Source organism: Mycobacterium sp. DBP42, from assembly GCF_005924235.1.
In the GTDB taxonomy this organism is placed as follows: Bacteria; Actinomycetota; Actinomycetes; order Mycobacteriales; family Mycobacteriaceae; genus Mycobacterium; species Mycobacterium syngnathidarum.
Window position 1 is genome coordinate 207,398 of sequence record NZ_VCMY01000003.1, and the last position, 25,155, is coordinate 232,552.

26 protein-coding genes are annotated in these 25,155 nt (G+C 65.0%); 21 read left to right on the forward strand and 5 right to left on the reverse strand.

Annotated elements, in window-relative coordinates; genetic code table 11:
• Nucleotides 1–32: 32 nt before the first annotated feature.
• Both E0T84_RS05185 and E0T84_RS05190 read left to right on the forward strand, forming a co-directional pair.
• Complete coding sequence (locus tag E0T84_RS05185; RefSeq protein ID WP_070186327.1) at nucleotides 33–674, forward strand: TetR/AcrR family transcriptional regulator; 642 nt, start codon at nucleotides 33–35, stop codon at nucleotides 672–674.
• Between the two features lie 214 nt (nucleotides 675–888).
• Nucleotides 889–1,935 (forward strand): NAD(P)-dependent alcohol dehydrogenase, encoded by a 1,047-nt coding sequence (locus E0T84_RS05190; protein ID WP_070186326.1) that lies wholly within the window; start codon nucleotides 889–891, stop codon nucleotides 1,933–1,935.
• A gap of 13 nt (nucleotides 1,936–1,948) precedes the next feature.
• Here E0T84_RS05190 and E0T84_RS05195 read toward each other — a convergent pair whose 3' ends face one another.
• Complete coding sequence (locus E0T84_RS05195) at nucleotides 1,949–3,418, reverse strand: DUF1254 domain-containing protein (RefSeq protein WP_138743970.1); 1,470 nt, start codon at nucleotides 3,416–3,418, stop codon at nucleotides 1,949–1,951.
• Between the two features lie 362 nt (nucleotides 3,419–3,780).
• Between E0T84_RS05195 and E0T84_RS05200 the strand changes: the two genes are divergently transcribed.
• Nucleotides 3,781–5,319, forward strand: a complete 1,539-nt coding sequence (locus E0T84_RS05200) for a DUF1254 domain-containing protein (protein WP_234998280.1) — start codon at nucleotides 3,781–3,783, stop codon at nucleotides 5,317–5,319.
• A 24-nt stretch (nucleotides 5,320–5,343) separates the two neighbouring features.
• Here the strand turns inward: E0T84_RS05200 and E0T84_RS05205 are convergent, their stop codons facing one another.
• Nucleotides 5,344–6,168: a carotenoid oxygenase family protein gene (locus E0T84_RS05205; RefSeq protein ID WP_083284143.1), complete on the reverse strand. Its 825-nt coding sequence runs from the start codon at nucleotides 6,166–6,168 to the stop codon at nucleotides 5,344–5,346.
• Nucleotides 6,169–6,255: 87 nt separating this feature from the next.
• Between E0T84_RS05205 and E0T84_RS05210 the strand changes: the two genes are divergently transcribed.
• From E0T84_RS05210 to E0T84_RS05295, 18 genes are all read left to right on the forward strand, one after another.
• Nucleotides 6,256–8,847: a LuxR C-terminal-related transcriptional regulator gene (locus tag E0T84_RS05210; RefSeq protein WP_131823122.1), complete on the forward strand. Its 2,592-nt coding sequence runs from the start codon at nucleotides 6,256–6,258 to the stop codon at nucleotides 8,845–8,847.
• A gap of 9 nt (nucleotides 8,848–8,856) precedes the next feature.
• The gene (locus E0T84_RS05215; RefSeq protein ID WP_070186324.1) at nucleotides 8,857–9,381 is read left to right on the forward strand and encodes an NUDIX domain-containing protein; all 525 of its coding nucleotides are present in this window, start codon (nucleotides 8,857–8,859) and stop codon (nucleotides 9,379–9,381) included.
• 56 nt (nucleotides 9,382–9,437) lie between these two features.
• Nucleotides 9,438–10,862, forward strand: a complete 1,425-nt coding sequence (locus tag E0T84_RS05220; RefSeq protein ID WP_138743971.1) for an FAD-binding oxidoreductase — start codon at nucleotides 9,438–9,440, stop codon at nucleotides 10,860–10,862.
• Between the two features lie 77 nt (nucleotides 10,863–10,939).
• Nucleotides 10,940–11,638 carry a TetR/AcrR family transcriptional regulator gene (locus tag E0T84_RS05225; RefSeq protein WP_070186322.1) on the forward strand — a complete coding sequence of 233 codons (699 nt, stop codon included), beginning with the start codon at nucleotides 10,940–10,942 and terminating at the stop codon, nucleotides 11,636–11,638.
• An 89-nt stretch (nucleotides 11,639–11,727) separates the two neighbouring features.
• Nucleotides 11,728–14,091 carry an arylsulfatase gene (locus tag E0T84_RS05230; protein WP_138743972.1) on the forward strand — a complete coding sequence of 788 codons (2,364 nt, stop codon included), beginning with the start codon at nucleotides 11,728–11,730 and terminating at the stop codon, nucleotides 14,089–14,091.
• Nucleotides 14,092–14,137: 46 nt separating this feature from the next.
• The gene (locus E0T84_RS05235; RefSeq protein ID WP_138743973.1) at nucleotides 14,138–15,013 is read left to right on the forward strand and encodes a formylglycine-generating enzyme family protein; all 876 of its coding nucleotides are present in this window, start codon (nucleotides 14,138–14,140) and stop codon (nucleotides 15,011–15,013) included.
• 186 nt (nucleotides 15,014–15,199) lie between these two features.
• Nucleotides 15,200–15,568: a 50S ribosomal protein L14 gene (gene rplN / locus E0T84_RS05240; protein ID WP_003883432.1), complete on the forward strand. Its 369-nt coding sequence runs from the start codon at nucleotides 15,200–15,202 to the stop codon at nucleotides 15,566–15,568.
• Nucleotides 15,568–15,885 (forward strand): 50S ribosomal protein L24, encoded by a 318-nt coding sequence (gene rplX / locus E0T84_RS05245; protein WP_003883431.1) that lies wholly within the window; start codon nucleotides 15,568–15,570, stop codon nucleotides 15,883–15,885. The genes rplN and rplX overlap by 1 nt, the downstream gene beginning before the upstream one ends.
• Nucleotides 15,885–16,448 carry a 50S ribosomal protein L5 gene (rplE, locus tag E0T84_RS05250; protein WP_070186319.1) on the forward strand — a complete coding sequence of 188 codons (564 nt, stop codon included), beginning with the start codon at nucleotides 15,885–15,887 and terminating at the stop codon, nucleotides 16,446–16,448. The genes rplX and rplE overlap by 1 nt, the downstream gene beginning before the upstream one ends.
• Nucleotides 16,449–16,452: 4 nt before the next feature.
• Complete coding sequence (locus tag E0T84_RS05255; RefSeq protein ID WP_003883429.1) at nucleotides 16,453–16,638, forward strand: type Z 30S ribosomal protein S14; 186 nt, start codon at nucleotides 16,453–16,455, stop codon at nucleotides 16,636–16,638.
• A 104-nt stretch (nucleotides 16,639–16,742) separates the two neighbouring features.
• The gene (rpsH, locus tag E0T84_RS05260) at nucleotides 16,743–17,141 is read left to right on the forward strand and encodes a 30S ribosomal protein S8 (RefSeq protein WP_070186318.1); all 399 of its coding nucleotides are present in this window, start codon (nucleotides 16,743–16,745) and stop codon (nucleotides 17,139–17,141) included.
• Between the two features lie 13 nt (nucleotides 17,142–17,154).
• Nucleotides 17,155–17,694, forward strand: a complete 540-nt coding sequence (gene rplF, locus E0T84_RS05265; protein WP_070186317.1) for a 50S ribosomal protein L6 — start codon at nucleotides 17,155–17,157, stop codon at nucleotides 17,692–17,694.
• Nucleotides 17,695–17,697: 3 nt separating this feature from the next.
• Nucleotides 17,698–18,114, forward strand: coding sequence for a 50S ribosomal protein L18 (rplR, locus tag E0T84_RS05270; protein WP_070186316.1), 417 nt, complete (start codon nucleotides 17,698–17,700; stop codon nucleotides 18,112–18,114).
• Between the two features lie 25 nt (nucleotides 18,115–18,139).
• Nucleotides 18,140–18,787, forward strand: a complete 648-nt coding sequence (gene rpsE, locus E0T84_RS05275; RefSeq protein WP_075910301.1) for a 30S ribosomal protein S5 — start codon at nucleotides 18,140–18,142, stop codon at nucleotides 18,785–18,787.
• Nucleotides 18,788–18,789: 2 nt separating this feature from the next.
• Nucleotides 18,790–18,975, forward strand: a complete 186-nt coding sequence (gene rpmD / locus E0T84_RS05280; RefSeq protein ID WP_070186314.1) for a 50S ribosomal protein L30 — start codon at nucleotides 18,790–18,792, stop codon at nucleotides 18,973–18,975.
• Nucleotides 18,975–19,418: a 50S ribosomal protein L15 gene (gene rplO / locus E0T84_RS05285; RefSeq protein ID WP_138743974.1), complete on the forward strand. Its 444-nt coding sequence runs from the start codon at nucleotides 18,975–18,977 to the stop codon at nucleotides 19,416–19,418. Before rpmD ends, rplO begins: the two co-directional genes overlap by 1 nt.
• Nucleotides 19,419–19,556: 138 nt before the next feature.
• On the forward strand, nucleotides 19,557–21,341 hold the full coding sequence (gene sppA / locus E0T84_RS05290) for a signal peptide peptidase SppA (protein ID WP_138743975.1): 1,785 nt from the start codon (nucleotides 19,557–19,559) through the stop codon (nucleotides 21,339–21,341).
• 202 nt (nucleotides 21,342–21,543) lie between these two features.
• Complete coding sequence (locus E0T84_RS05295; RefSeq protein ID WP_138744028.1) at nucleotides 21,544–22,959, forward strand: MFS transporter; 1,416 nt, start codon at nucleotides 21,544–21,546, stop codon at nucleotides 22,957–22,959.
• Here the strand turns inward: E0T84_RS05295 and E0T84_RS05300 are convergent.
• From E0T84_RS05300 to E0T84_RS05310, 3 genes are read right to left on the reverse strand one after another with little or no spacing between them, the layout of a single operon-like run.
• Nucleotides 22,945–23,601 (reverse strand): GntR family transcriptional regulator, encoded by a 657-nt coding sequence (locus E0T84_RS05300; RefSeq protein WP_138743976.1) that lies wholly within the window; start codon nucleotides 23,599–23,601, stop codon nucleotides 22,945–22,947. The two genes, E0T84_RS05295 and E0T84_RS05300, sit on opposite strands and share 15 nt — an antisense overlap.
• Nucleotides 23,598–24,317 (reverse strand): maleate cis-trans isomerase, encoded by a 720-nt coding sequence (locus E0T84_RS05305; protein ID WP_171054917.1) that lies wholly within the window; start codon nucleotides 24,315–24,317, stop codon nucleotides 23,598–23,600. Before E0T84_RS05305 ends, E0T84_RS05300 begins: the two co-directional genes overlap by 4 nt.
• A gap of 25 nt (nucleotides 24,318–24,342) precedes the next feature.
• Nucleotides 24,343–25,080, reverse strand: a complete 738-nt coding sequence (locus tag E0T84_RS05310; protein WP_371725695.1) for an Asp/Glu racemase — start codon at nucleotides 25,078–25,080, stop codon at nucleotides 24,343–24,345.
• Between the last annotated feature and the right edge of the window lie 75 nt (nucleotides 25,081–25,155).

Below are 25,155 nucleotides of genomic sequence, written 5' to 3' on the forward strand. Positions count from 1 at the left end.
GGAGACCGACCGACCGGCGTAGGGTCCCCTGGGTGAGCACGCTGTCGGGTTCGGTCCCGAAATCCGCGCCCGGGCTACCTCGTGGCCGTACCAGTCTCGATCCGTCGGACGTGACTGCCCATCAACGTGCCCGGTTGCTGCGCGCCGTCGTATCAGCAGTGGCGGACAAGGGTTTTCAGCAGGCCACCATTGCTGACATCGTCAAACGGGCGCGAGTGTCGCGTGCGGTCATGTACCGCGAGTTCGACAGCAAGCTCGATTGCTTCCTGGCCGCGATCGATGCCGGGCGTGCCTTGCTGACCGAGCGTCTCGAGCAGGCAGTACGGGATGCGGGCAGCGGACCGCTGGAAGCGGTGGCGCGCGCGGTCAGTCGCATGTATCTGCAGACATGTGTGCAGGAACCGGACCATACCCGCGCCTGGGTGCTGGAACTGGGTGCAGCGGGCCCGAAGGGCATCGCGATGCGTACCGACTATCTGGACAGACTGGCCGCGCTGGTGCGCAGTATCGACGAGCGGTACGGCGGCGGAACAGATCGTGTTCCAGGGCATTACATCGCGCTGGTCGGTGGCCTCACCGAATTGGTGGCCCGGCAGGTGCATGCAGGCGCGCAGGACGGGCTGCTCGATCTCGAAGACACCATGACTGCCGTCCTCGTGACGATGCTGCATTGAGTGCCCGCGCAACATCGCATCATCGGTGATGAATGCATTTTGTGTGAACTTTGACGGTCAAACGCATGTCGGACGAGCTGTGGCATGCCAACATGGCTTCTGGGGCGTGACGCCAGTTTGGCCGGGGCCGTTTCGATTTCGTCATACCGGCGACGCGGCTCGTCACCGTGAACAGCTAGACCCGTGAAATTCAACCAGGGAAGCGGGGCGCGCAATGAAGGCATTGCGGATCATGGACTGGAAGAGTGAACCCGAGCTGGTCGAGGTGCCGAAACCGACACCCGGCCCGGGGCAGGTGGTCATCAAGGTCGGCGGGGCCGGAGCCTGCCATTCGGATCTGCACGTCATGCACGATTTCGAAGCGGGCATGATGCCGTGGACGATGCCGTTCACGCTCGGCCACGAGAATGCCGGCTGGGTCGAGGCCGTTGGCGCAGAGGTGACCACGGTCGCCGAGGGCGACGCCGTCGCCGTCTACGGCCCGTGGGGGTGTGGGAAGTGCGAACGATGCCGGGTCGGCGTGGAGAGCTATTGCGAGAATCAGGCCGCGGCCCCGGTCGTCAACGGTGGCGGAGGCCTCGGTCTGGACGGCGGAATGGCCGAATACCTGCTCGTCCCGTTCGAACGGTTGCTGGTTCGCCTGCCGGAAGGCTTGGAGCCGGCCACCGCCGCGCCGCTCACCGATGCGGGCTTGACGCCGTATCACGCCATCCGCCGGTCGTGGCCGAAGATGACGCCGACCTCAACAGTGGTGGTGATCGGTGTCGGCGGCCTGGGCCATGTGGGGCTGCAACTGGTGAAGGCGACTACCGGGGCGCGGGTCATCGCAGTCGACAACCGCAAGGAGGCGCTGGAGCTGGCCACCTCGATGGGCGCAGATCACGTTCTTCAATCCGATGATCAAGCCGTGGGCGCCATCAAAGACCTCACCTCCGGGCACGGCGCGGATGTCGTGCTGGACTTCGTCGGGGCCACTCCCACAATGGAATTGGCCCGCGCTGCGGCACGAACGCTGGGAGATGTCACCATCGTGGGTCTCGCCGGCGGCAACGTCCCGCTGTCGTTCTTCACCCAGCCCTACGAGGTCAGCATCCAGACCACATACTGGGGCGCACACCCTGAGCTGGTCGAGTTGCTCGATCTCGCGGCCAGGGGGCAAGTGCACGTCGAGACGACAACCTACTCACTCGACCAAGCTCTGGGGGCCTACCACGACCTCAAAGACGGAAAGGTGCGTGGGCGCGCCGTCGTAGTGCCCTGAGTGGCGACGTCGGTCATTGCTTGACGAAGTCGCCGGGCTTGTACTTGTGGTCGAAGAACTCTTCCTTCGGGCCATACCACCGGATCAGGCTGAACCATCCCTTACCCGGCACGGTTTTCAGCCAGTTCTTCGCTCCCTCCGGAGGATTCGGTCCGATGTGGAAGGTGACCGAGCCGTCGCCGTTGAACTCCAGGTCGTTCATCGAGTTCAACGACGGGTAAGTCTGACCTGGCACGTCCACCCCGGAGGCTGTGTCGGCATCGTAGACCGTGACCGACCACAGGATATTGGCCGGCGGGTGCGCCGGTAGATCGATCGTGTACGTGTTCTCGCCTCGCAGGTACTCGCCTTTGCTGTCCTTGTAGGCGGCTCCGTACTTGGCGCCGAATCCGACGATCGAGGACATCATGCCGGTACTGATCGAATACGCGTTGATGAACATGTGCGCCTTGGCGTTCACGTCGGTGTAGCCCGTCTTGCGATCGCGGAACTGTTCGTCGAGCAGGGTGTGCCAGAAATCGTCGAGTTCGGTCTTGGCGTGCGCCACCCAGTGGCGGTCCTCCCACCACAGGGCGTTGTCTTCCTGATCGAAATGCGCCGCGATGTTCTTGGCCATCTTCCATGCGGTTTGAGCGGCGGATTCGAGCAACTCGTGCTGACGCTCAGTGGGCTTGAATTCGCGGCCCTTGGAGATCCCGAGCGCTGCGAGCGTGCCGTGCATGTATGGATCAAACGAGTCGACGCGTTCGCCCTGGATCAACTCGTTGAGCATGCCGAAGTAGCCGGCGTCCTGGGCGAACAAGGCGTTGGCCGGAATGTCGGAGACGTGCTTGAACTCCATTGGTTTCGCGTCGCCCTTGAGCGGCCGGACCACGAGACCTTCGACTGCCTTCACACCCGGTGACAAGTCATCGACTGACTGGAAAAAGCCCCGCTGGAAAATAAACACCCCGTTGGTGTAGCACTCGTAGACGAAATACGCGTTGGGATCGACGCCGAGTTCTTCGACTTTCTGCCCAGCCGGCACCACGAGGTACTTGCCGCCGTTGCCCTTGTCGGGGCCGGGTATCCCGATGTCGCCGAGATACTGGACGTCGCCGATCTTCGGCCCGGTCAGCGGGCGGTGCCAGAAGTCGTCCATCAACCCCTGGATCTTCGGCGGTGCTTCCAGCACCAACGGCCCGGTTTCGCTGAGGTCCGCGAAGCCCATGCAGTAGATGACGTCGGAGTTGGGCGTGGTGATCACGGTGTCCGGCTTGAGTCGCTTCTCGTAGACCGACATCACGTTGTAGCCGGTGCCGGCGACGTCACCCAGTCCCTTCTTCATGGCATACATGTTCACCGCCGGTAAGGCCCACAGATAGGCCTGTACCGCGCGCTGGAAAAACAGCTCTTCGGTCAGCGCTTGTGAGGCGTCCTCGGTGGGATACCCGCCGTCAAACTTGACACCGGCAATGGTCTTGAAGCGGTCAGGCTTCGTCATGTCGTTCTCCGGTCCTTCCTCGCGCGCACATGCCGCGATCGCGGCCCCCCTACACCGGCGGTCGCTGCCGTCAGGCCGGCCGTACGCAGCGCGGTTCGTCGGTTTAGCTCCCAAACCATGGTCGACGCCTTCCGTCGGGTGTGCGGGTGTATTCCGAAACTACCGTGTGGATTTGGAAGATCGCCGAAATCTGCCGATCGGACAATTCAGGTTTTCGGCCGATAGCATTCTTGTTGGGTCGCCCAAAAAGGGTGATATGGCGCGCGTAGTCGGGAATTCCGGTTATCGAGGGAGCGCCCGGCTATGGTCGAAGTGGCTGCTCTGCAAGATTCGAACAGAACCTGAAAGGCACTGTTGAAAACATGGATATGCAACTGACGCGTCGTGGCGTGTTTCGTACCGCAGGACTGGCCGCCGCGACGGCTGGCGTCGCCACCGCCATGGCCGCTTGCGCCACCGGCGATGACTCGAAGGACACGGACGCAGCGCCGGCTGATCAATCCACATCGAAAGCGCCTGAGGCGCCTGCGCAGGCCGAGAAGCTCACCCAGCCCGCTTCCGGTGTGGGCATGTTCCCCGGCTACGCCCAGACGATCGCGCAATTCGCCTACGTCTGGGGCTGGCCGATGGTCAACATGCTGAACCGGCGCTCCAAGATCACCCAGGCTCCGCAGCCCGGACTGCTCAACGGTGTGCTGCCGGCTGCCCCGCAGGGCCGGCTCGCCATGCTGTCGAACTACATCGACCCCGCCGAAACCTTCGTCACCTGCCCCAATCAGGACGTGGTGTACGGGCTGGCGTACTTCTCGCTCGATGATCAGCCAGTGGTGGTTCAGGTCCCCGATTTCGGGGACCGGTTCTGGGTCTATGCGCTGTACGACGCGCGAACCGATCAGTTCGGCGAGCTCGGCAAACCATATGCCACCAAGCCTGGGTTCTATCTGCTGGCCGGTCCCAAGTGGGAGGGCGATAAGCCCGATGGTGTCGAGGCGGTGCTCCGAAGCTCCACATCATTGGCCGCCGCCATACCGCGGGTCTTCATGGACGACACGCCTGAGGATCACACCGCGATCCAGTCGGTGATCAACCAGATCAACATCTACCCGCTCGGTGAATTCGACGGGAACATGAAGACCGCCGACTGGGCCAAGGCTCCCGTCATTCCGGGGCCGCCGGCTGAGCCTGGCGGTGGCGAAACGAAATGGGTTGTGCCCGAACAGTTCTTCGACGAGTTCGGCACCGTTCTGGACCAGGTGGCCCCGCTGCCCGGCGAAGAAGCCCTCTACGCGCAGTTCCGGGCGCTGCTGGATTCAGCGAATGAGAATCCCGACCTGAAAAAGGTGCTCGTCGACACCGCGGTCGCCACTGAACGCGACGTCATCGGGCCGTTCTTCCAATGGGCCCACAACGGACGACCGGCTGGGAACGGCTGGAACCGTTCGACCAACAACGCGCAGTTCGGTATCGATTACTTCGACCGAACGGGCACCGCGAGATCGAACATGTTCGACAATCGGCCCAACGAAACTCAGTACTTCTACACCGACAACGACGCCACCGGCGCCCCCATGGTCGGTGAGAAGAACTACAAGGTCACCTTCCCGGCCGGGCAGGAGCCGCCGGTCAAGGGCTTCTGGTCGCTGACGCTGTACAACGACAAGCACCTGTTCCATCCCAACGATCTCAAGCGCTACTCGCTGGGCACCAAGAACAAGAACCTCAAGCGCAACCCGGACGGTTCGCTGACCTTGTACGCGGGCGCGAAATCGCCTGGCCCGGAAAATGAGTCGAACTGGCTACCAGCCCCGGACGGGCCATTCTCCCTCTACATCCGCGCCTATTGGGGCGAGCCCGGTATCACCGAGGAGACGTGGAAGCCTCCGGCCGTCGAAGTGTTCTGACCGGGACAGTCCGAGCCGGCAGGCTCAGTGGTTACGCGGTGCAAAACTGCCGTGGAATCCTTGCGGCAGATGTTGGGTGAGCTGCGCTGTCGCGATCGGACCGGCGGCAACGTCACGCGCGTCCAGAATGACCAGACGCGAGGTGCGCTGCCGGGCTTGGTACTCGACGGTCAGCAACCATCCGTCGTCTTCGGCAGTTGCGCCGGGTCGGGGCGTGAACACCGGTTCGCAGAAGCTGTTGCCGGCGGCTGTGGTCGTATATGTGCTTTCGGTGCAGCCTGCCAGATCGAGTTTTGTGATCGAATCGTAGAACGACCGCAGATGCCGGCGGGTGTTGTAGTACGAATATCGGTGCGGCAGGCCTTCGTAAGCCCCGTGGTGGCGCGGGAACTCGCAGGGGCTGTCGCTCAATGCTTCTCGCAGCACTCGCCCCGAACCGGTGATCCTGAATCTGGTGAAGGCCGACGGAGCGTCGTCCAGAGCACTCGTATGGAATCGGGAAATACGTTCCAGCAGAATGCCATTGGCGTAGGTGATGGCATCCAGCACAACATCAGTGCCGTCGTCGTAGGCGTTGCTGAGGTGGAACACGAGCGCGGCGTCGGTGTCGATCTGGCGAATCTTCCCGCCGTCGCGGGGCACCAGGATCACCGAGCTCCCCTGTTCCGGTCGATAGCGCAGTGCCTCGCCTAGAGTTTTCAGCCCGAGGGCGACCGGTACCGCGTCGGGGATGATCGGTGAGACGAAGAAGACGAGATAGCGCTGGGTGACGGTGAAGTCGTGGACCATCGCGACGTAAGGCAGAGGGGCGGAACGGAAGTGCTTGAGCTTCCCGTTTCGATCCAACATCGTCCTACGAAGAGTGCACAATGGTGTACCGCTGCTGTGAGCACAGGGGGAGCACCCATTGTGCGACAGTCACTGATAGGAAATGCCGTGCAGCCTTCTGGAACATCGTCGATGCGGCCGGTGCCGTGGTTTCTTGCCACCACACCGACATCGAGCCCGGGGATGTTGCCGCGTCGGGCCATCGGCGACCGCCTGGATGCGCACTTGGGCAGGAGACGTGCGGTGCTCGTCGCCGCGCCGTCGGGGTTCGGCAAGACCGTCGCCGTCGCCCAATGGGCAGTGACTCGGCAGCGTGAGCACCGTGGCTCGGTGGCGTGGCTGACGCTGACCGATCGAGTCAGCGATCGCACCGATGTGCTTCGCGGTGTGTTGACGGCACTGCTGAACACGGCGCGAGAAGCCGGTGATACCGAGCTGGGCCAGTCATTGGCTGCAGTGTTCGATGCGGCGTCGTACGACGAGGCGGTCGATGCCCTCAGGGCCATCGCTCCGTCCCGGGACGTGACAGTCGTCATCGACGATCTTCAACTGGCTCGTTCGGTGTTGCCCGACGCGGATCTCGTCGAGCTCGCCGACAACGGGCCGCCGTGGCTGCAGTTGGTCCTGATCACGACCGACCCGATGAGTGCGGCGTGGGCGCGCCTGCGAGTGCACGACAAAGTGACGGTGATCGGTGCCGCTGAACTGGCGTTCACCCGTGACGACGTCCACGCCCTTGTCGGCCTTACCGATGCCTCGCTTCGGGACGAGGACGTCGACCGCATCCTGCAGGCCACGAAGGGCTGGCCCGCCGCTGTACGGCTCACGCTGGTCAGCGGCGCGACGGCGCCGGAATTCAGCGTGGACGCCGACCTGACCGATTACATCGCCACGGCGGTGCTGGGCCGAATACGGCCCGATCTGGCCGATTTCGCGCTCAGGGCCACGGTGTGCCCCCGCGTCGACGAGCGCCTGGCCGGCCTCCTCGCGGATCGATCGGACAGTGGCGCGCTGTTGCGCGACTGTGTTGCCGCAGGCCTGTTCATCGAGCGGATGGAATCGGGAGAAAACGCTGTCTTCCAATGGCATTCGATCTTTGTCAAACATTGCCAGAAGATGTTGAGACGGCAGCATCCTGAGGCGTGGACGCAGCTGAATCGATTGGCGGCCGTCGAATTGGCACCCCAGTACCCACTGGAGGCGGTCGAGCATGCGATCCGCGCCGATGATCGTGTCGGCTTCGACATCGTCGCCGACCATTGGCTCACGCTGACCTTACAGTCACGTTCGGCCGCACTCGATCTGGCGTGCCAGAGGCTGACCGAGGCATTCGGCGAGAATGCGGAAACCCTCATGATCCGGTCCAGTTGCCGGGCCATGGCAGGAGATGACGTGACGGCGGCACTGTTGTTCGACCGGGCCGCAGCCACAGAGTTGTCCGCACGAACGCCGGGTCGGGTCGGATTCATCGCTGACATCACCAAACTCCTGATATCTGACGACCGCGATGCGATGGATCACGCCGCGGGCCGGGTCGAAGCTGCGCTGAAAGACCGTGACGTGATCGCCCCGCACGTCTACGCATGCGCACTGTTCGTACTCGGCTGGGCTGATTCCAGGACGCGGCGGACGCCGACGCGGGGCGCGGCGGAACTGGAAGCCGCCGTGCACGAATGCACCGCGCTGGGTTTACCGGAGGTGGCCTACCGGGCCCGCCAGAACCTGGCCTTTGCCCTCGCCCACTCTGGTGAACTCGACCATGCGGAGCGGGCACTGAATATCGCCGTGCGTTCTGACGAAGCCACCCCGGATCTGTGGCTGTCGCACGACGGCGACGGGATCGACCGATTCACCGCCGGATGGATTCAGTTCTGGCGCGGTGAGGTCGGGTCGGCGAAGGATCATTTCATCGCGGCAGCCGCGACGGCCGGGGTCGGGTACCCGGACACCGCTCGAATGTTTCTGGCGTTCGCCGCGTCGACGCTTCGCGACCAGGATGTGCTGGGCATCGCCGAGGCTGCAGTCGCCCGAATGCCCGATGCCGATACTCATGGCGTGCCGTGGGTCCGCTACAAGGCAGCGAGCCGGGCCCGGTTGGCAGAGGCTCGCGGGGACAACACGCTCGCCCTCGATCTGGCAGCGAGCGTGGCAGGTACTCAACACGTTCCGATGATTTCGGCAGTCCTGTCGGGGATGTGCCGTCGTCTTGGTGACCTCGACCTGGCTGATCGCCTGGCCAACCAGGCGTTGGAACCGCAGGTGCCCGGGTATATCGCGGCATATGCGCTGCATACGCTGGCATTGTTGGGCTGGCAGCGCGGTCGGGCCGAGGCGGCGCACAAGCGAATGGAAGAGATGTTGACCGCCGCTCACCCGGAGCGGGTGCGCTACCAATTCGTCGACAACCCCGATTCGGCCTGCAAGGAACTGCTTGCCGCGCACCTGTCTTGCACGTCATACCCGGACTTCGTCGAGGAAGCCCTGCTGGCCGGCGAACATACGCGCTCCGATCCGCATGCGGCGGACCTGACCCCCCGGGAGCGGGAGATCCTCGCCTTCCTGCGAACACCGATGACGATGAGCGACATCGCCGCCAAGATGTCGATCTCGGTGAACACGCTCAAGACCCACCAGCGCGCCATCTACCGCAAACTCGGCGCGACCAACCGCCGGGAAGCGATCAACCGGGCGGCCCGCTAGCGTGAGAGCGTGACCGACGAACTCGTCACCGTGTACGACGCCGAAGGCAATGTCGTTGGTGCTGCGCCTCGTTCACAGGTTTATGCCGAAGGCCTGTGGCACGCCAGCGCCGGGGTGCTGGTCCGTTCCATGGACGGGGCTCGTGTCTATGTGCACCGCCGCACCACGACCAAGGCGGTGTTCGCCGGCATGCACGACTGCTTGGCCGGCGGGGTCGTCGATCCGGGAGAGACTCCGGTGCAGGCGGCAACCCGGGAATTGGCCGAGGAACTCGGTATCAGTGGTCCACCCTTGACTGCGTTGGCCTCGGTGGCATGGGACGGTAGGTGGGAGGGAAAGCCCATGCGTTGTCACCTGTATGCGTACGAGGTGCGCTGGGATGGACCGATTGACCACCAGCCCGAAGAGATCGTCGACGGCTGGTGGTGGACGGATGCAGAGTTGGCCGCCCGCCTGGCCGACCCGGACTGGCCGTTCGTGCCGGACACCCGGGTGCTGATGCCGCACCTGCTGCGCTTATGTCAACACCCTTGAGGTAGCGCGGGCAATCCTTCTTACTGGGTGGTACCTCACTGTCCAGGAAGATACCCGTGCAAACCGTCTTCGAACGCAACGCCCCCGCCGCCACCCTCATCGACCGCTCGTTGGCCGCCGCCGCGCTGCAACCCTTCTGGCTCGATGACACACCAGGTCACCGCGGCTATCTGAGCCTGACCAAACCCGTCGCGAGTTACGACCTGGTGGTCGTAGGAGGTGGCTACACCGGACTGTGGTCGGCGTTGCTGGCAACCCAGCGGGACCCGGGTATCCGGGTGGCCGTGGTCGAGGGGCAGACCGTCGGATGGGCGGCGTCGGGTCGCAACGGGGGCTTCGTCGAGGCATCACTGACCCACGGTGTCGAGAACGGCCGCAGCCGCTGGCCGGATCAGATCGAGGTCCTCGAACGGCTGGGGGCAGAAAACCTCGACGGCATCGCGAAGACGGTCGATGCGCTCGGTCTCGATTGTGATTTCGAGCGGACCGGCTCGATAGCGGTGGCGGTCGAGCCCTACCAGGCCGCCGAGTTGGCCGGTGCGGCACTGCGGCCGGACCAGGTCTACCTTGATCGGCAGGCGATGCGCGCCGAGGTGGATTCGCCCACCTATCTGGGCGGGGTCTGGTCGAAAGACACCGCAGCGCTGGTTCACCCGGCAAAGCTCGCGAGCGAACTCGCCCGGGCTGCAGCTGAATTCGGTGTCGACATCTACGAGAACAGCAAGGTGCTCGGTCTCGGGCAGGACCGTCGGGGCGGGGCGCTGTCAGTTCGGACCGAACGCGTCACGGTGCACGCCGACCGAGTGATCCTGGCGACCAACGGCTTTCCGTCGTTGTTGAAGAGGTACCGCTATCACACCGTGCCGGTCTACGACTATGCCTTGATGACCGAACCGCTGACCGATGCCCTGCTGGCTGAAATCGGGTGGAGCAATCGGCAGGGCATCAGTGACATGTCGAACCAGTTCCATTACTACCGGTTGTCGAAGGACAACCGGATCCTGTGGGGAGGGTACGACGCCATCTATCACTTTGGCGGCCGTATCCGGCCTCAGTACGAGGACCGTGACGCCACCTACCGACGCCTTGCCGGGCACTTCTTCACGACGTTCCCGCAACTCGAGGACGTCCGCTTCACGCACCGATGGGGCGGCGTGATCGACACTTCGACGCGGTTCTGCGCCTTCTTCGGGTCGGCGTACGGAGGCCGCGTCGGCTACGCGGCCGGGTTCACCGGGCTCGGTGTAGCGGCCACGCGATTTGCCGCCGAGGTGATGCTCGACCGATTCTGCGGGAAGCCGACGGTTCGCACCGAACTAGACATGGTCAAGTCCATTCCTGCGCCCTTCCCGCCAGAGCCCCTGGCCTCGGCCGGGATTCAGGCGACCCGGTGGTCACTCGACCGAGCCGATCATCGTGAGGGACGCCGCAACGTGCTGCTCAAGGCGCTCGACTCGGTGGGGCTGGGGTTCGACTCTTAGCGTTCCAGTGCGCTGGGCGCAGCGACGCCGCACAATGGCGCGAGGGTGTTGACGTAAACGCGGAGAAGGCAGTGCGGATGGGCCGAACATTGAAGTCTGAGTCGCCGCGGCGTCGACGGCGGCAGACCAAACAAGGTGTGGTGCTGTCGGAGGAGCTCATCGTCGAGGCCGCACTGCGCGTGTTGCAGTATCACGGTGTTGCCGGCCTCACGGTCCGGCGCCTCGGGGTCGCACTCGGCGCTGACCCGACCGCGCTGTACCGGTACTTCCGCGGCATCGAGGATGTGGTGCTGGCCATCACCGACGAGCTGCTGAGGCGCGTGGTCGAAGGATGGGAACCGACGGGGCGCTGGCGTGAGGACATGCGGGAACTCGGGCTGCGCGTACACCGTGTCTACGTCGAGCATCCGCAGGCCGGCGTACTGGCCGCGAGCCGGGTCACCGGCGGCCCCCACGAGATCCAGATCATCGAGACGGTCTTGGGTTCCCTGCGCGCAGCCGGATTCCGCGAGCGGGAAGCGGTCGAGGTGTATCACGCGTTCATCGATCAGATGTTGGGCTTTGCCGCGCTCGACTCCGGGTTCGAAACCCTTCCTGCCGAACACAAGAAGCGTGATGACGACAGGTGGCGTGACACCTACGCTCGACTGCCTGCTCAGACGCATCCGAACATCGCGGCCACCAGCGGCTTCCTCGACGAGTCGATGCGGCGCAGCGGTTGTGAGCCGGCCCTGGAGCTACTGCTGGACGGCATTGCCGCCAGGCTCGACGGCTAGGTCGGTTTCCCCGATGAAGTCGGGCGAGCAGGTGTAATCTGCTCGGCGATCAGCCCCACCGGTCTGAATCGCCAACGAGTGAGGTCGCCATGGCTACCAGGTTCGACTCAGGGTTCAACGGCAAGATCGAACTGGACATCAGGGATTCCGAACCGGACTGGACGCCCTATGCGGCACCCACCGCCGTCGAGAACGCCCCGAACGTCCTGTATCTGGTGTGGGACGACACCGGCATCGCCACCTGGGACTGTTTCGGCGGACTGGTGGACATGCCCGCGATGAGCCGAATCGCCGAACGCGGAGTTCGGCTGTCCCAGTTCCACACCACAGCGCTGTGCTCGCCGACCCGGGCCGCATTGCTCACCGGACGCAACGCCACCACAGTCGGGATGGCCACCATCGAGGAATTCACCGACGGGTTCCCGAACTGTAACGGCCGGATTCCGTACGAGACCGCGCTCCTCCCGGAGGTGCTGGCCGACAACGGCTACAACACCTACTGCGTGGGCAAGTGGCATCTGACGCCGTTGGAGGAGTCCAACCTCGCTGCTACCAAACGGCATTGGCCGTGCTCGCGGGGATTCGAGCGGTTCTACGGATTCATGGGTGGAGAGACCGACCAGTGGTACCCGGACCTGATGTACGACAACCACCCCGTCGATCCGCCGTCCACGCCGGAAGAGGGTTATCACCTGTCGCGGGACCTGGCCGACAAGACCATCGAGTTCATCCGTGACGCCAAGGTGATCGCGCCGGACAAGCCATGGTTCACCTACCTGTGCCCCGGGGCCGGCCACGCTCCGCATCATGTGTTCAAGGAGTGGGCCGACCGCTACGCCGGGCGGTTCGACATGGGTTACGAGGCCTACCGCGACATCGTGCTCGAGAACCAGAAGCGGCTCGGTATCGTGCCGCCCGGCACCGAGCTGTCGCCGGTCAACCCTTATGCGGAGGTCAATGGACCCAACGGCGAAGCCTGGCCGGTCCAAGACACCGTCCGGCCGTGGGAATCGTTGTCGGCCGACGAGAAACAGCTCTTCACCCGGATGGCCGAGGTGTTCGCCGGCTTCCTGTCCTACACCGACGCACAGATCGGCCGGATACTGGATTTCCTGGAGGAGACCGGGCAGCTCGACGACACGATCATCGTGGTGATATCCGACAACGGAGCCAGTGGCGAGGGCGGGCCGAACGGGTCGGTCAATGAGACCAAGTTCTTCAACGGCTATATCGACACCGCCGAGGAAGGGCTCAGGTTCATCGACCGGCTGGGCTCACCGGAGACTTACAACCATTACCCCATCGGGTGGGCCATGGCATTCAACACGCCCTACAAGCTGTTCAAGCGTTACGCCTCTCACGAGGGCGGAATCGCCGACACCGCAATCATCTCCTGGCCCAACGGTATTCGTGCCCACGGCGCAGTCCGCGACAATTACGTCAACGTCTGCGACATCACCCCGACGGTGTACGACCTGCTCGACATCACGCCGCCGGCGAGCGTGCGCGGCGTTCCGCAAAAACCGTTGGACGGCGTGAGCTTCAAAGTGGCACTGGACAATCCGGAGGCGCCGACAGGAAAGGACACCCAGTTCTACACCATGCTCGGCACTCGCGGCATCTGGCACCAGGGCTGGTTCGCCAACACCGTGCACGCCGCCACCCCGTCGGGCTGGTCCCACTTCGACGCCGACCGCTGGGAGCTCTTCCATATCGAAACCGACCGCAGTCAATGCCATGACCTGGCCGGTGAAGAGCCCGGCAAACTCGAAGAACTCAAGGCGTTGTGGTTCAGCGAGGCCGAGAAGTACAACGGCCTGCCGCTTGCCGACCTCAGCATCCTCGAGACGATGACCCGGTGGCGGCCCTACCTGGTCGGGGAGCGATCCCGCTACACCTACTACCCGCACACCGCCGAAGTCGGGCTGGGTGCGGCCGCTGAGCTGCGCGGGCAGTCCTTCACCGTGCTTGCCGAGGTCACCGTGGACGGCGACGATGCGCAAGGCGTGTTGTTCAAACAGGGCGGTGCGCACGGTGGCCACGTGCTCTTCATCGCCGACGGACGCCTGCACTACGTCTACAACTTCCTCGGCGAACACGAGCAGTCGTTGGCTTCGCCCGATCCGATCCCGTTGGGGCGGCACATCTTCGGAGTCCAGTACCAGCGGGCCGGCACCGTCGAGGGCAGCCACACCCCGCTGGGCGACACCACCCTGTACATCGACGACGCCGCGGTGGCCACGCTCGCCGGAATGCAAACCCACCCCGGCATGTTCGCGCTCGCCGGGGGTGGCATCTGCATCGGACGCAACACCGGATCGGCTGTGTCGCAGCAATACCGGGCACCGTTCGCCTTCACCGGCGGTGCCATCGGCCAGGTCACCGTCGACCTGTCGGGCGAGCCGTACCAGGACCTCGAACGAGAACTCGCCGTGGCGTTCGCCAAGGATTAGCGATGATCCGGCGAATCGGTCCGCCGTGACGACTAGCCTCGGTCGGGTGGTCACCGAACTCGTCGAACTGCCCGGCGGCACCTTTCCGATGGGATCGACGGCCTTCTACCCCGAAGAGATGCCGGTACACGCCGTCACCGTCACCGGATTCGCCATCGAGAAGCATCCCGTCACCACCGCACAGTTCGGCGCCTTCGTCGAAGCCACCGGATACGTCACGATCGCCGAACGTGCGATGGATCCAGAGCTGTATCCCGGGGTGGCCGAAGCTGACCTGGTACCAGGCGCCCTGGTGTTCCGGCCCACCGACGGGCCCGTCGACCTGCGGGACTGGCGTCAGTGGTGGGACTGGGCGCCCGGCGCCAACTGGCGCCGGCCCTTCGGGCCCGAGCGTGAGCCCGCCGCACCCGACCACCCCGTCGTGCAGGTGGCCTACCCGGACGCCGCAGCGTACGCGGCGTGGGCCGGACGGCGACTGCCCACCGAAGCCGAGTGGGAGTACGCGGCGCGCGGGGGAGTCGAGGGCATCTACGCCTGGGGCGATGAGGTCACCCCTGGCGGAGCCCTGATGGCCAACACGTGGCAGGGCCGGTTCCCGTATCGCAACGACGGCGCGCTCGGCTGGCGCGGTACGTCGCCGGTCGGGACGTTCCCGGCCAACGCGTTCGGCTTGTCCGACATGATCGGCAACGTGTGGGAGTGGACCACCACCCAGTTCACCGGGCAGCACCGGCTCCAGGCCACCGCCGGCGCGTGCTGCCCGCCGCCGGCCGACCCGGATCCCTCGGTGAACCAGGTGCTCAAGGGTGGTTCGCACCTGTGCGCGCCGGAGTACTGTCACCGGTACCGCCCGGCGGCCCGGTCACCACAGTCGCAGGACAGTTCGACCTCACACATCGGGTTTCGCTGCGTGGCCGGCTGACGGCCGCTGAGCCCGGTCCGCCGCGATTTGGCGCATTCGCGGTGCTCACCTAGTATGTAGGGGTTGCCTTGGGCAGACCTCGGTTGACTGCTGTTCTGAGTCAGCCCCGCGTGCCCTTCGGAAACAAAGACCGCGCACGTCCAGGTCGGTATCTGGCGTGCATACAAAACCAGGTCAGGAGATCGAGTGATTCAGCAGGAATCGCGGTTGAAGGTCGCCGACAACACGGGCGCCAAGGAGATCTTGTGCATCCGCGTGCTCGGTGGCTCATCGCGACGCTACGCAGGCATCGGTGATGTCATCGTCGCGACCGTCAAGGACGCCATCCCCGGCGGCAACGTCAAGCGCGGCGATGTCGTCAAGGCCGTCGTGGTGCGCACCGTCAAGGAGCGCCGCCGTGCCGATGGCAGCTACATCAAGTTCGACGAGAACGCGGCCGTGATCATCAAGGCCGACAACGACCCCCGCGGGACCCGCATCTTCGGGCCCGTCGGCCGGGAACTGCGCGAGAAGCGCTTCATGAAGATCGTCTCGCTGGCGCCGGAGGTTTTGTAATGAAGGTCCACAAGGGCGACACCGTGCTGGTGGTCTCGGGCAAGGACAAGGGCGCCAAGGGCAAGGTCATCGAGGCCTACCCGACCCGCGACAAGGTCCTCGTCGAGGGCGTCAACCGGATCAAGAAGCACACCGCGCAGTCGCAGAACGAGCGCGGCGCATCGTCGGGCGGCATCGTCACCCAGGAAGCCGCGATCCACGTGTCCAACGTGATGGTCGTCGATTCCGATGGCAAGCCGACCCGTGTGGGTTACCGCGTCGATGAGGAGACCGGCAAGAAGGTCCGCATCGCCAAGACCAATGGCAAGGACATCTGATGACTGCACCAGAGAAGGTTCAGCCCCGGCTGAAGCAGCGCTACCGCGAAGAGATCCGTGAGGCGCTGAACAAGCAGTTCGAGTTCGACAACGTCATGCAGATCCCGGGCGTCGTCAAGGTCGTCGTCAACATGGGTGTCGGCGACGCCGCCCGTGACGCCAAGCTGATCAACGGCGCGGTCAACGACCTCGCCCTGATCACCGGCCAGAAGCCGGAGATCCGCAAGGCCCGCAAGTCCATCGCACAGTTCAAGCTGCGTGAGGGCATGCCCATCGGCGCCCGCGTCACCCTGCGTGGCGACCGGATGTGGGAGTTCCTGGATCGGCTGATCTCCATCGCCCTGCCCCGTATCCGCGACTTCCGCGGCCTGAACGCCAAGCAGTTCGACGGCACCGGTAACTACACCTTCGGCCTCAACGAGCAGTCGATGTTCCACGAGATCGACGTGGATTCCATCGACCGTCCCCGCGGCATGGACATCACCGTCGTCACCTCGGCGACCAACGACGACGAAGGCCGTGCGCTGCTGAAGGCGCTGGGCTTCCCCTTCAAGGAGAACTGAGCACATGGCAAAGAAGGCGTTGATCCACAAGGCCAACAAGAAGCCCAAGTTCGCGGTCCGCGCGTACACGCGGTGCAACAAGTGCGGTCGTCCGCACTCGGTTTACCGCAAGTTCGGGCTGTGCCGTATCTGCCTGCGCGAGATGGCGCACGCGGGTGAGCTGCCCGGCGTGCAGAAGTCCAGCTGGTAACCAGCAGACACCGCGCGCGAGCGCAAGCAGACCACAGACCAATCCAAACAGGTTGCGGAAGGCCCTGACCAGGGAACCGCCGCGAGGAAGGTGAGCCGGTTGTCATGACGATGACTGACCCGATCGCAGACTTTTTGACACGTCTGCGCAACGCCAATTCGGCGTACCACGATGAGGTGACTCTGCCCCACTCGAAGCTCAAGGCGAACATCGCCGAGATCCTCAAGAAAGAGGGCTACATCAACGACTACCGCACCGAGGATGCTCGCGTCGGCAAGTCTCTGGTGGTCTCGCTCAAGTACGGCCCCAGCCGTGAGCGCAGCATCGCCGGCCTGCGACGGGTGTCCAAGCCCGGCCTGCGGGTCTACGCAAAATCCACCAATTTGCCTCGGGTGCTCGGCGGCCTGGGCGTGGCGATCATCTCCACGTCCTCGGGCCTGCTGACCGACCGCCAGGCATCACGACAGGGCGTGGGCGGCGAAGTCCTCGCTTACGTCTGGTAGGGGGCAGCAGAACATGTCGCGTATTGGAAAGCAGCCGGTTCCGGTTCCCGCCGGGGTCGATGTGACGATCGACGGCCGCAACGTCTCGGTCAAGGGCCCCAAGGGCACCCTGGTCCTGGACGTCGCCGAGCCGATCACCGTCGAACGCAACGAAGACGGCGCCATCGTGGTGAGCCGTCCCGACGATGAACGACGCAGTCGCTCCCTGCACGGGCTGTCCCGCACCCTGGTGGCCAACCTGGTCACCGGCGTCACCGAGGGCTACACCCAGAAGATGGAGATCTTCGGCGTGGGCTACCGCGTCCAGCTCAAGGGTTCCAGCCTGGAGTTCGCACTCGGTTACAGCCACCCCGTGGTGATCGAGGCGCCCGAGGGCATCACGTTCGCCGTCGAGACGCCCACCAAGTTCTCGGTCTCGGGCATCGACAAGCAGAAGGTCGGTCAGATCTCGGCGGTCATCCGCCGCCTGCGCCGCCCCGACCCATACAAGGGCAAGGGTGTGCGTTACGAGGGTGAGCAGATCCGCCGCAAGGTCGGAAAGACAGGTAAGTAAGTCATGGCTACTACAAAGACTGACGCAGCAGCTGTCACGAAGAAGAAGCCGGTGGGGCAGAACATCTCTGAGGCCCGCCGCAACTCCCGGCTGCGCCGGCATGCCCGGTTGCGCAAGAAGGTCTCCGGCACCGCCGAGACCCCGCGTCTGGTGGTCAACCGCTCGGCACGGCACATCCACGTCCAGCTCGTCGACGACCTGGAAGGCGTCACGCTGGCCGCCGCCTCGTCGATCGAGGCCGACGTGCGTGCGGTCGAAGGCGACAAGAAGGCGCACAGCGTTCGGGTCGGTCAGCTGATCGCCGAGCGCGCCAAGGCTGCCGGCGTCGAGACCGTGGTGTTCGACCGTGGTGGCTACACCTATGGCGGCCGGATCGCCGCGCTGGCGGATGCCGCGCGCGAGGGCGGGCTGAAATTCTGATGACTGTCAACGAGAGGACTGCATGATGGCCGAGCAGGCAGGAGCCGCTCCGGCGCAGGAGAACCGTGGCGGCCGCGGCCGTCGCGACGACCGCGGTGGCCGTGGCGGCCGCGACAGCGGCGAGAAGAGCAATTACATCGAGCGCGTGGTGTCGATCAACCGCGTCTCCAAGGTGGTCAAGGGTGGTCGGCGCTTCAGCTTCACCGCTCTGGTCATCGTCGGTGACGGCAAGGGCATGGTCGGCGTCGGCTACGGCAAGGCCAAGGAAGTTCCGGCCGCCATCGCCAAGGGTGTCGAGGAAGCTCGCAAGAACTTCTTCCGCGTCCCGCTGATCGGTGGCACCATCGTCCACCCGGTCCAGGGTGAAGCGGCCGCCGGCGTGGTCATGCTGCGCCCGGCCAGCCCCGGTACCGGTGTGATCGCCGGTGGCGCGGCCCGTGCCGTGCTGGAATGCGCCGGGGTGCACGACATCCTGGCCAAATCGCTGGGCAGCGACAACGCGATCAACGTGGTGCACGCCACCGTTGCCGCGCTGAAGATGATCCAGCGGCCGGAAGAGGTGGCGGCCCGTCGCGGCCTGCCCCTCGAGGACGTGGCGCCGGCCGGCATGCTGAAGGCCCGGCGCGAGAGCGAAGCGCTGGCTGCCGCAGCAGCGCGTGAGGGATCGGCATAACCATGGCAGAACTCAAGATCACGCAGGTGCGCGGAACCATCGGCGCACGCTGGAAGCAGCGCGAAAGCCTGCGCACCCTGGGGCTGAAGAAGATCCGTCAGTCCGTGGTTCGTGAGGACAACGCGCAGACCCGCGGTCTGATCAAGACTGTGCATCACCTCGTTGATGTGGAAGTGGTGGAGTCCTAATGTCTGTTATCAAACTGCACGACCTGAAGCCCGCTCCCGGGGAGAAGAAGGCCAAGACCCGCGTCGGTCGTGGTGAGGGCTCCAAGGGTAAGACTGCCGGTCGTGGTACCAAGGGCACCAAGGCCCGCAAGAACGTCCCCGCGACGTTCGAGGGTGGCCAGATGCCGATCCACATGCGGCTCCCGAAGCTCAAGGGCTTCAAGAACCGCTTCCGGACCGAGTACGAGGTCGTCAACGTCGGCGACATCGCCAAGGCCTTCCCGCAGGGCGGCACCATCGGTGTCGACGAGCTGGTGGCCAAGGGCCTGGTTCGCAAGAACAGCCTGGTCAAGGTTCTCGGCGACGGCAAGCTGGCCGTCAAGGTCGAGGTGACCGCCAACAAGTTCAGTGGTAGCGCCCGCGAGGCGATCACCGCTGCCGGCGGTTCGGCCACCGAACTGTAATCACTGCGCAAGCAGATGCCAAACTGCCCCAAAACTTCGGTTTTGGGGCAGTTTTGTTGGGGGCCCCTCCCGCTTGCGGGGGACTGCTCGGCAAACTGCCGGGCGCGCGCGCAAGGTGCGGATCGGTAGGCTCGATTCATGTTCGCCTTTCTCCCCGGGATACCGGGCCAGGACGATCTCAAGGTGTTGGCCCGGCGGATCGACACCGCCCGTCACAACGGAGTCCCCAGCGGATGCGTGCTGGAGTTGGATCTGCTGTCGATACCGCCGGAGACCGCCGGCTTCGACCCGCTGGCGATGATCGCGGGTGGCGGCCGGCCGCTCGTGCTGCGGCAGGCCATCGCGGCAATCCACCGAGCCGCTGAGGATGATCGGGTGGCCGGACTGATCGCGCGGGTGCAGCTTCCCGCCGCCGCGCCAGGTCCGGTGCAGGAACTGCGGGCCGCCATAGCGGAATTCAGTGACACCAAGCCCACATTGGCCTGGGCCGAGACCTACCCGGGCACGCTGTCGTACTACCTGGCTTCGGCGTTCCGCGAGGTCTGGATGCAGCCGTCGGGAACGGTGGGCCTGGTCGGTTTCGCCACCAATGCGATGTTCCTGCGAGACGCGCTCGACAAGGTGGGTATCGAGCCACAGTTCGTCGCGCGCGGTGAATACAAGTCGGCTGCAAACGTTTTCACCGAGGATCGCTACACCGATGCGCAGCGCGAGGCCGACGGCCGGATGATCGAGAGCCTGCAGTCGCAGGTGTGGCAGGGCATCGCCGAATCCCGCCAGTTGAGCACCGAGGCGGTCAACGCACTGGCCGATCGGGCACCCGTGCTGCGCGATGATGCGGTGACGGCCGGTCTGGTCGATCGCATCGGGTTCCGCGACGAGGCCTATGCGCGTATCGGCGAACTGTCAGGCGGCCCGGTCGAGGCCGGTATCGACGCCGACAACCATCCGGATGCCCTGCCGCGACTTTATCTTTCGCGATATGCGCGGACGTCTCCCAAGGTCCCCGCGCCGCAGATCCCGGGCCGCAAATCCAAGCCGACGATCGCAGTGGTGACCCTGCACGGCCCCATCGTCAGCGGCCGCGGCGGACCGCAGGTACTGCCGATCGGCAATTCCAGTGCCGGCGGCGACACCATCGCCGCGGCACTGCGTGAGGCCGCCGCCGACGACGATGTCTCGGCGATCGTCCTGCGCGTGGACAGCCCGGGCGGGTCGGTCAGTGGCTCGGAAACCATTTGGCGCGAGGTGGTTCGGGCCCGTGAGCGGGGGAAGCCCGTCGTTGCCTCGATGGGCGCGGTCGCCGCGTCGGGTGGCTACTACGTGTCGATGGCCGCCGACGAGATCGTGGCCAACGCGGGCACCCTCACCGGATCGATCGGCGTGATCACCGGCAAGCTGATCTCACGTGAACTCAAGGACAAGCTCGGGGTGGGCTCGGATTCCTTGCGTACCAACCCCAATGCCGATGCCTGGTCGTCGAATGCACCGTTCACCGACGAACAGCACACCCAGATCGAAGCCGAGACCGACCTGCTGTACCGAGATTTCATCGCCCGGGTGGCCGAAGGTCGCAAACTGTCGGTCGAGGAGGTCGACGAGGTGGCCCGGGGCCGGGTGTGGACTGGTGCCGACGCCAAGGAGCGTGGGCTGGTCGACGAGCTCGGAGGTCTGCGTACCGCGATCACCCGCGCGAAGGTCCTTGCCGGCCTCGATCCGCAGACCAAGGTCCGAGTGCTGACCTATCCGGGATCGTCCTTGCTGGACATGCTGCGGCCGAAGCCTTCCTCCCAACCGGCAGCCGCATCGGTGCCGCTCGCGGTCGGTGCACTCTTCGGGCAAGCGGCGGTGCGAGCCGTTGAGGGCTTCGAGCGTTCCATGACCGGTACCAACGCGTTGTGGGTTGGGGATCACCGGTTCTGACTCCCGGCGGCGGTTACGAGGTGGTAACTGCGCCCGGAGCGACGCGGTAAGGCTGATAACGTCAGGTCTGGCAACTGATGAATTGTCGACGAGACGACGGCCTGGTCCTGCGGTGATCCGCTCAGTCCAGCCGTAAGAGAATGCACGGTGGGAGCGGTGTCGTCTGACACTTGGAGGAACCGTGCCTGCGCGAAAGAGCCCGATGAAGGGCTTCGGCGACAAACCAGACCTCGACCACCGTGATCCCGAGCCGGACGCGCCCGAACCCGGGGTGCTCAGACGAGCGATTGCCGCATCGGCGATCGGCAACGCCACCGAATGGTTCGACTACGGTATCTACGCCTACGGCGTTGGCTACATTTCGGCGGCCATCTTTCCCGGTGACGCGCAGCAGGCGACCCTGCTGGCGTTGGCCACCTTCGCCATCTCGTTCCTGGTGCGCCCCCTGGGCGGATTTGTGTGGGGTCCGTTGGGGGATCGAGTCGGCCGCCGACAGGTATTGGCCATCACCATCGTCTTGATGGCTGGTGCGACATTCTGTGTCGGGCTGGTGCCGTCCTACGACGTGATCGGGATGTGGGCGCCGGCGCTGATGGTCGTGCTCCGCATGGTTCAGGGATTCTCCACCGGCGGAGAGTATGGCGGTGCCGCCACGTTCATGGCCGAGTACGCACCGTCGCGGCGGCGTGGATTCCTCGGTAGTTTCCTCGAATTCGGAACGTTGGCCGGATTCTCGCTCGGCGCGCTGCTGATGCTGAGCTTCTCGGTGCTGCTCAGCGACGACCAGATGAGTTCCTGGGGTTGGCGTTTGCCGTTCCTGGTTGCCGCCCCGCTCGGCCTCGTCGGCGTTTACCTGCGGTCCAAATTGGAGGACACGCCGATCTTCCGCGAACTCGAGCAAAGCGGGGAGCGGGAAGGCAGCCCGGTGTCCGAGCTCAAGGATCTGGTCGTCGAGTACTGGGGTCCCATCCTGCGATTGGCCGGCCTGGTGGTCGCGCTCAACGTGGTCAACTACACGCTGCTGACCTACATGCCGACCTATCTCGAGCAGACAATCGGTCTGTCAGGCAGTCACTCGCTGATCGTGCCCATCATCGGGATGTTGTCGATGATGGTGTTCCTGCCGGTGGCCGGCTACATCTCCGATCGGGTGGGCCGAAAACCGATGTGGTGGTTCTCGTTGGTCGGGTTGTTCATCGCCGGGATTCCGACGTTCCTGTTGATGTCGACGAACATGGTCGGCGCGATCATCGGGTTCGCGGTGCTGGGCCTGCTGTATGTGCCTCAGCTGTCGACGATTTCGGCGACCTTCCCGGCAATGTTTCCCACCCAGGTCCGCTACGCCGGGTTCGCGATCGCCTACAACGTGTCGACCTCGGTGTTCGGCGGCACTGCTCCGGCCGTCAACGACTGGCTGGTGGGGTTGACCGGCGACAAGTTGGTCCCCGCGTACTACATGATGATCGCGTGTGTCATCGGGGCGCTGGCACTGATCAAGGTGCCCGAAACTGCTCGGTGCCCGATCAGCGGCACCGAGATACCTGGAACCCCGGAGGCGCCGCCCCAGCTGGATTACGACACCGAGGCCGACGCGCCGGCAGGGTCAGCCGGCCGGTAGCCGCGCGATCAGCCGTTCGACGGCGTCCTCCATGTGGGTCAGCATCAACTTGTCGGTCAACGCGACGTCGCCGGACCGGATGGCACTTGCCAGTGTCTGATGCTCACTGACCCGGTCGGTGGGGGAGCCGTAGGTGTCGGCCAGTGCGTGCACGCACATCCTGGTTTCCACCAGGAACGTCTGGTGCAGACGGGACAGCCGCGGGCTCCCCGCGAGCTCCACGAGCAGCTCGTGGAAGCGCATGTCGGCCTCGCTGACCTCGTCCAGATCCCGGGCCGCGGCCATCTCGTCGACGATCGCGAGCAGGGCATCCCCGGCGCTCGCATAGTCGCCCTGCAAGATCTGGCGGCTCGCCGTGCGCTCGATCGCCTCGCGGGCCAGATACATGTCGCGGATCTCGCCGGCGTCCATGTTGTTGACGAACACTCCGCGGTTGCGGATCGAGATGAGCAGCCCTTCCTGGGTAAGGCGCTGCATGCCTTCTCGCAGAGGCCCGCGGCTGACTCCGAACTTGCGCGCCAGCTCGGCCTCCCCGAGTTGGGTGCCCGGGACCAGTTCGCCGTACGCGATGGCCTGCCGGAGCTTCTCGGCGACGATGCTCGGCGTCGACTCCTGCTCGACAGGGGTGATGAAGTCGGTCACGGCCGCGCTCCGAACAGCCGGCCCATCCCGGGGAGCGCCGGCACCGGGCCGATCAGCTGCAGGCCTTTCCACACCGTGACCTGATTTGCGGTGAGGACCGGTTTTCCGACGGCGGATTCCAGTCGGTCGATGAAACTCATTGTGTGCATGGCGGTGTCGGGCACCAGGACGGCCTCGGCGTCGGGGTGGTCGGCCGCCTGGACCATCGCGAGCACCTCGGCCTGCTCCAGCCGGCCCACTTCCGCCGCGGTGATGATGCCGTGGCTGCCGATCGAGACCACGTCGACTCCGCCGCCGGACAGAAAAGCGACGAAGTGTGCCGCGACATCCTCGGGATACGAGGCGGCCACCGATACGCGGTGGATGTCCAGGTGCCGCAAAGCATCTACGAATGCGATCGATGTCGACGATGCGGGGACGCCCGAAGCGGCAGACACCGCGTCGGCCTGGCGTCGGGCACCGTCGCGGCCGAAGACGAAACTGCCTGAGGTACAAGCCCACATCATCGAGTCCGGACGGGACGGGCCCAGGCGGGCCACCCCGTCGGCGAGGCGTTCGGTGCGGCCGAGGTCGAGGAGGGCGTCGACACGATGTGCATCCTCGCCGACCGAGGTGATCGCCACCGGCAGGCGCAGCGTCCCAGGCAGGCGTGCCTGCAGTGCACCGAAGTCGTCCTCGGCGCTGTGGCCGGGATAGAGGATCCCCACCGTCGCCATGCAGTCTCCTTTCGCTTGTCTGCGTTCAGGTTTCCAGCAGCCGCTGACCGGCGCCGACGGCTTTGCGCCCGGCCACCGCCAGGGCCGCCCACATGGTCACCTGGTTGGCGGTGACCACCGGTTTGCCCAATTCACGCTCCAGCGGGGCGATCAGATCGTAGGTCGGCAGGTTCGTGCAGCTGATGACGATGGCCTGCGCATCCGAACAGTCGGTGGCACAGACCAATTCGGCCGTGGTGCGGTACGGAACCGCCCAGATCCGCGATGTCATTCCCAGGCCCGCGGTGGCGGCCACCTCGATACCGGCCTCCATCAGATAACTGGTCAGCCCGCTCGTCAGGTCGGCGGTGTAGGGCGTCACGGTCGCGACCGTTCGCACCCCGAGGTGGCGGAGTGCGGCGAGCATGGAGCCGCTGGTGGTCACGGCAGCAGGGGCTCCGGCGGCCCGCATCGCCGTGACCAAGGCGGCTTCACCGGCCATGCCTTTGACGAAGCTTCCCGCGGTACATGCATACGCCGTCACCAACGGTGAGACCGCGAGCACATTCGCGGCACCGGCCTCGACCTGCTCGGGTTCGGAGACATGCACCGCCATGTCGACCGTCACCTGCATCGGGGCGTACCGCAACCGGGTGACGTACAGGCTGACGTCATTGGGCACCCAGCGCCACAGTTCGCGGTCGAGCGCGAAGTCGTGAGGCGTCACGACGCCGATCCCCACCTGCTGCAACGGTGGGGGAGGAACGACATCCTCGAGCGTCATGTCCATAGTGTGAGGCCGAGGGGGCAAACCGGCAACAGATTGTTGACAATCATACGAATGCGTTCCTAGCCTCGG

Bases quoted from the DNA above. Each gene is read 5' to 3' on its own strand.
- rpsH (WP_070186318.1), top strand. From the start codon at position 16,743: ATGACGATGACTGACCCGATCGCAGACTTTTTGACACGTCTGCGCAAC.
- E0T84_RS05310 (WP_371725695.1), bottom strand. From the start codon at position 25,080: ATGACGCTCGAGGATGTCGTTCCTCCCCCACCGTTGCAGCAGGTGGGG.
- E0T84_RS05305 (WP_171054917.1), bottom strand. From the start codon at position 24,317: ATGGCGACGGTGGGGATCCTCTATCCCGGCCACAGCGCCGAGGACGAC.
- E0T84_RS05225 (WP_070186322.1), top strand. From the start codon at position 10,940: ATGGGCCGAACATTGAAGTCTGAGTCGCCGCGGCGTCGACGGCGGCAG.
- rplE (WP_070186319.1), top strand. From the start codon at position 15,885: ATGACTGCACCAGAGAAGGTTCAGCCCCGGCTGAAGCAGCGCTACCGC.
- rpmD (WP_070186314.1), top strand. From the start codon at position 18,790: ATGGCAGAACTCAAGATCACGCAGGTGCGCGGAACCATCGGCGCACGC.
- E0T84_RS05205 (WP_083284143.1), bottom strand. From the start codon at position 6,168: ATGTTGGATCGAAACGGGAAGCTCAAGCACTTCCGTTCCGCCCCTCTG.
- rpsE (WP_075910301.1), top strand. From the start codon at position 18,140: ATGGCCGAGCAGGCAGGAGCCGCTCCGGCGCAGGAGAACCGTGGCGGC.
- E0T84_RS05295 (WP_138744028.1), top strand. From the start codon at position 21,544: ATGAAGGGCTTCGGCGACAAACCAGACCTCGACCACCGTGATCCCGAG.
- rplO (WP_138743974.1), top strand. From the start codon at position 18,975: ATGTCTGTTATCAAACTGCACGACCTGAAGCCCGCTCCCGGGGAGAAG.
- sppA (WP_138743975.1), top strand. From the start codon at position 19,557: ATGTTCGCCTTTCTCCCCGGGATACCGGGCCAGGACGATCTCAAGGTG.
- rplX (WP_003883431.1), top strand. From the start codon at position 15,568: ATGAAGGTCCACAAGGGCGACACCGTGCTGGTGGTCTCGGGCAAGGAC.
- rplR (WP_070186316.1), top strand. From the start codon at position 17,698: ATGGCTACTACAAAGACTGACGCAGCAGCTGTCACGAAGAAGAAGCCG.
- E0T84_RS05190 (WP_070186326.1), top strand. From the start codon at position 889: ATGAAGGCATTGCGGATCATGGACTGGAAGAGTGAACCCGAGCTGGTC.
- E0T84_RS05255 (WP_003883429.1), top strand. From the start codon at position 16,453: ATGGCAAAGAAGGCGTTGATCCACAAGGCCAACAAGAAGCCCAAGTTC.
- E0T84_RS05200 (WP_234998280.1), top strand. From the start codon at position 3,781: ATGGATATGCAACTGACGCGTCGTGGCGTGTTTCGTACCGCAGGACTG.
- rplF (WP_070186317.1), top strand. From the start codon at position 17,155: ATGTCGCGTATTGGAAAGCAGCCGGTTCCGGTTCCCGCCGGGGTCGAT.
- E0T84_RS05230 (WP_138743972.1), top strand. From the start codon at position 11,728: ATGGCTACCAGGTTCGACTCAGGGTTCAACGGCAAGATCGAACTGGAC.
- E0T84_RS05195 (WP_138743970.1), bottom strand. From the start codon at position 3,418: ATGACGAAGCCTGACCGCTTCAAGACCATTGCCGGTGTCAAGTTTGAC.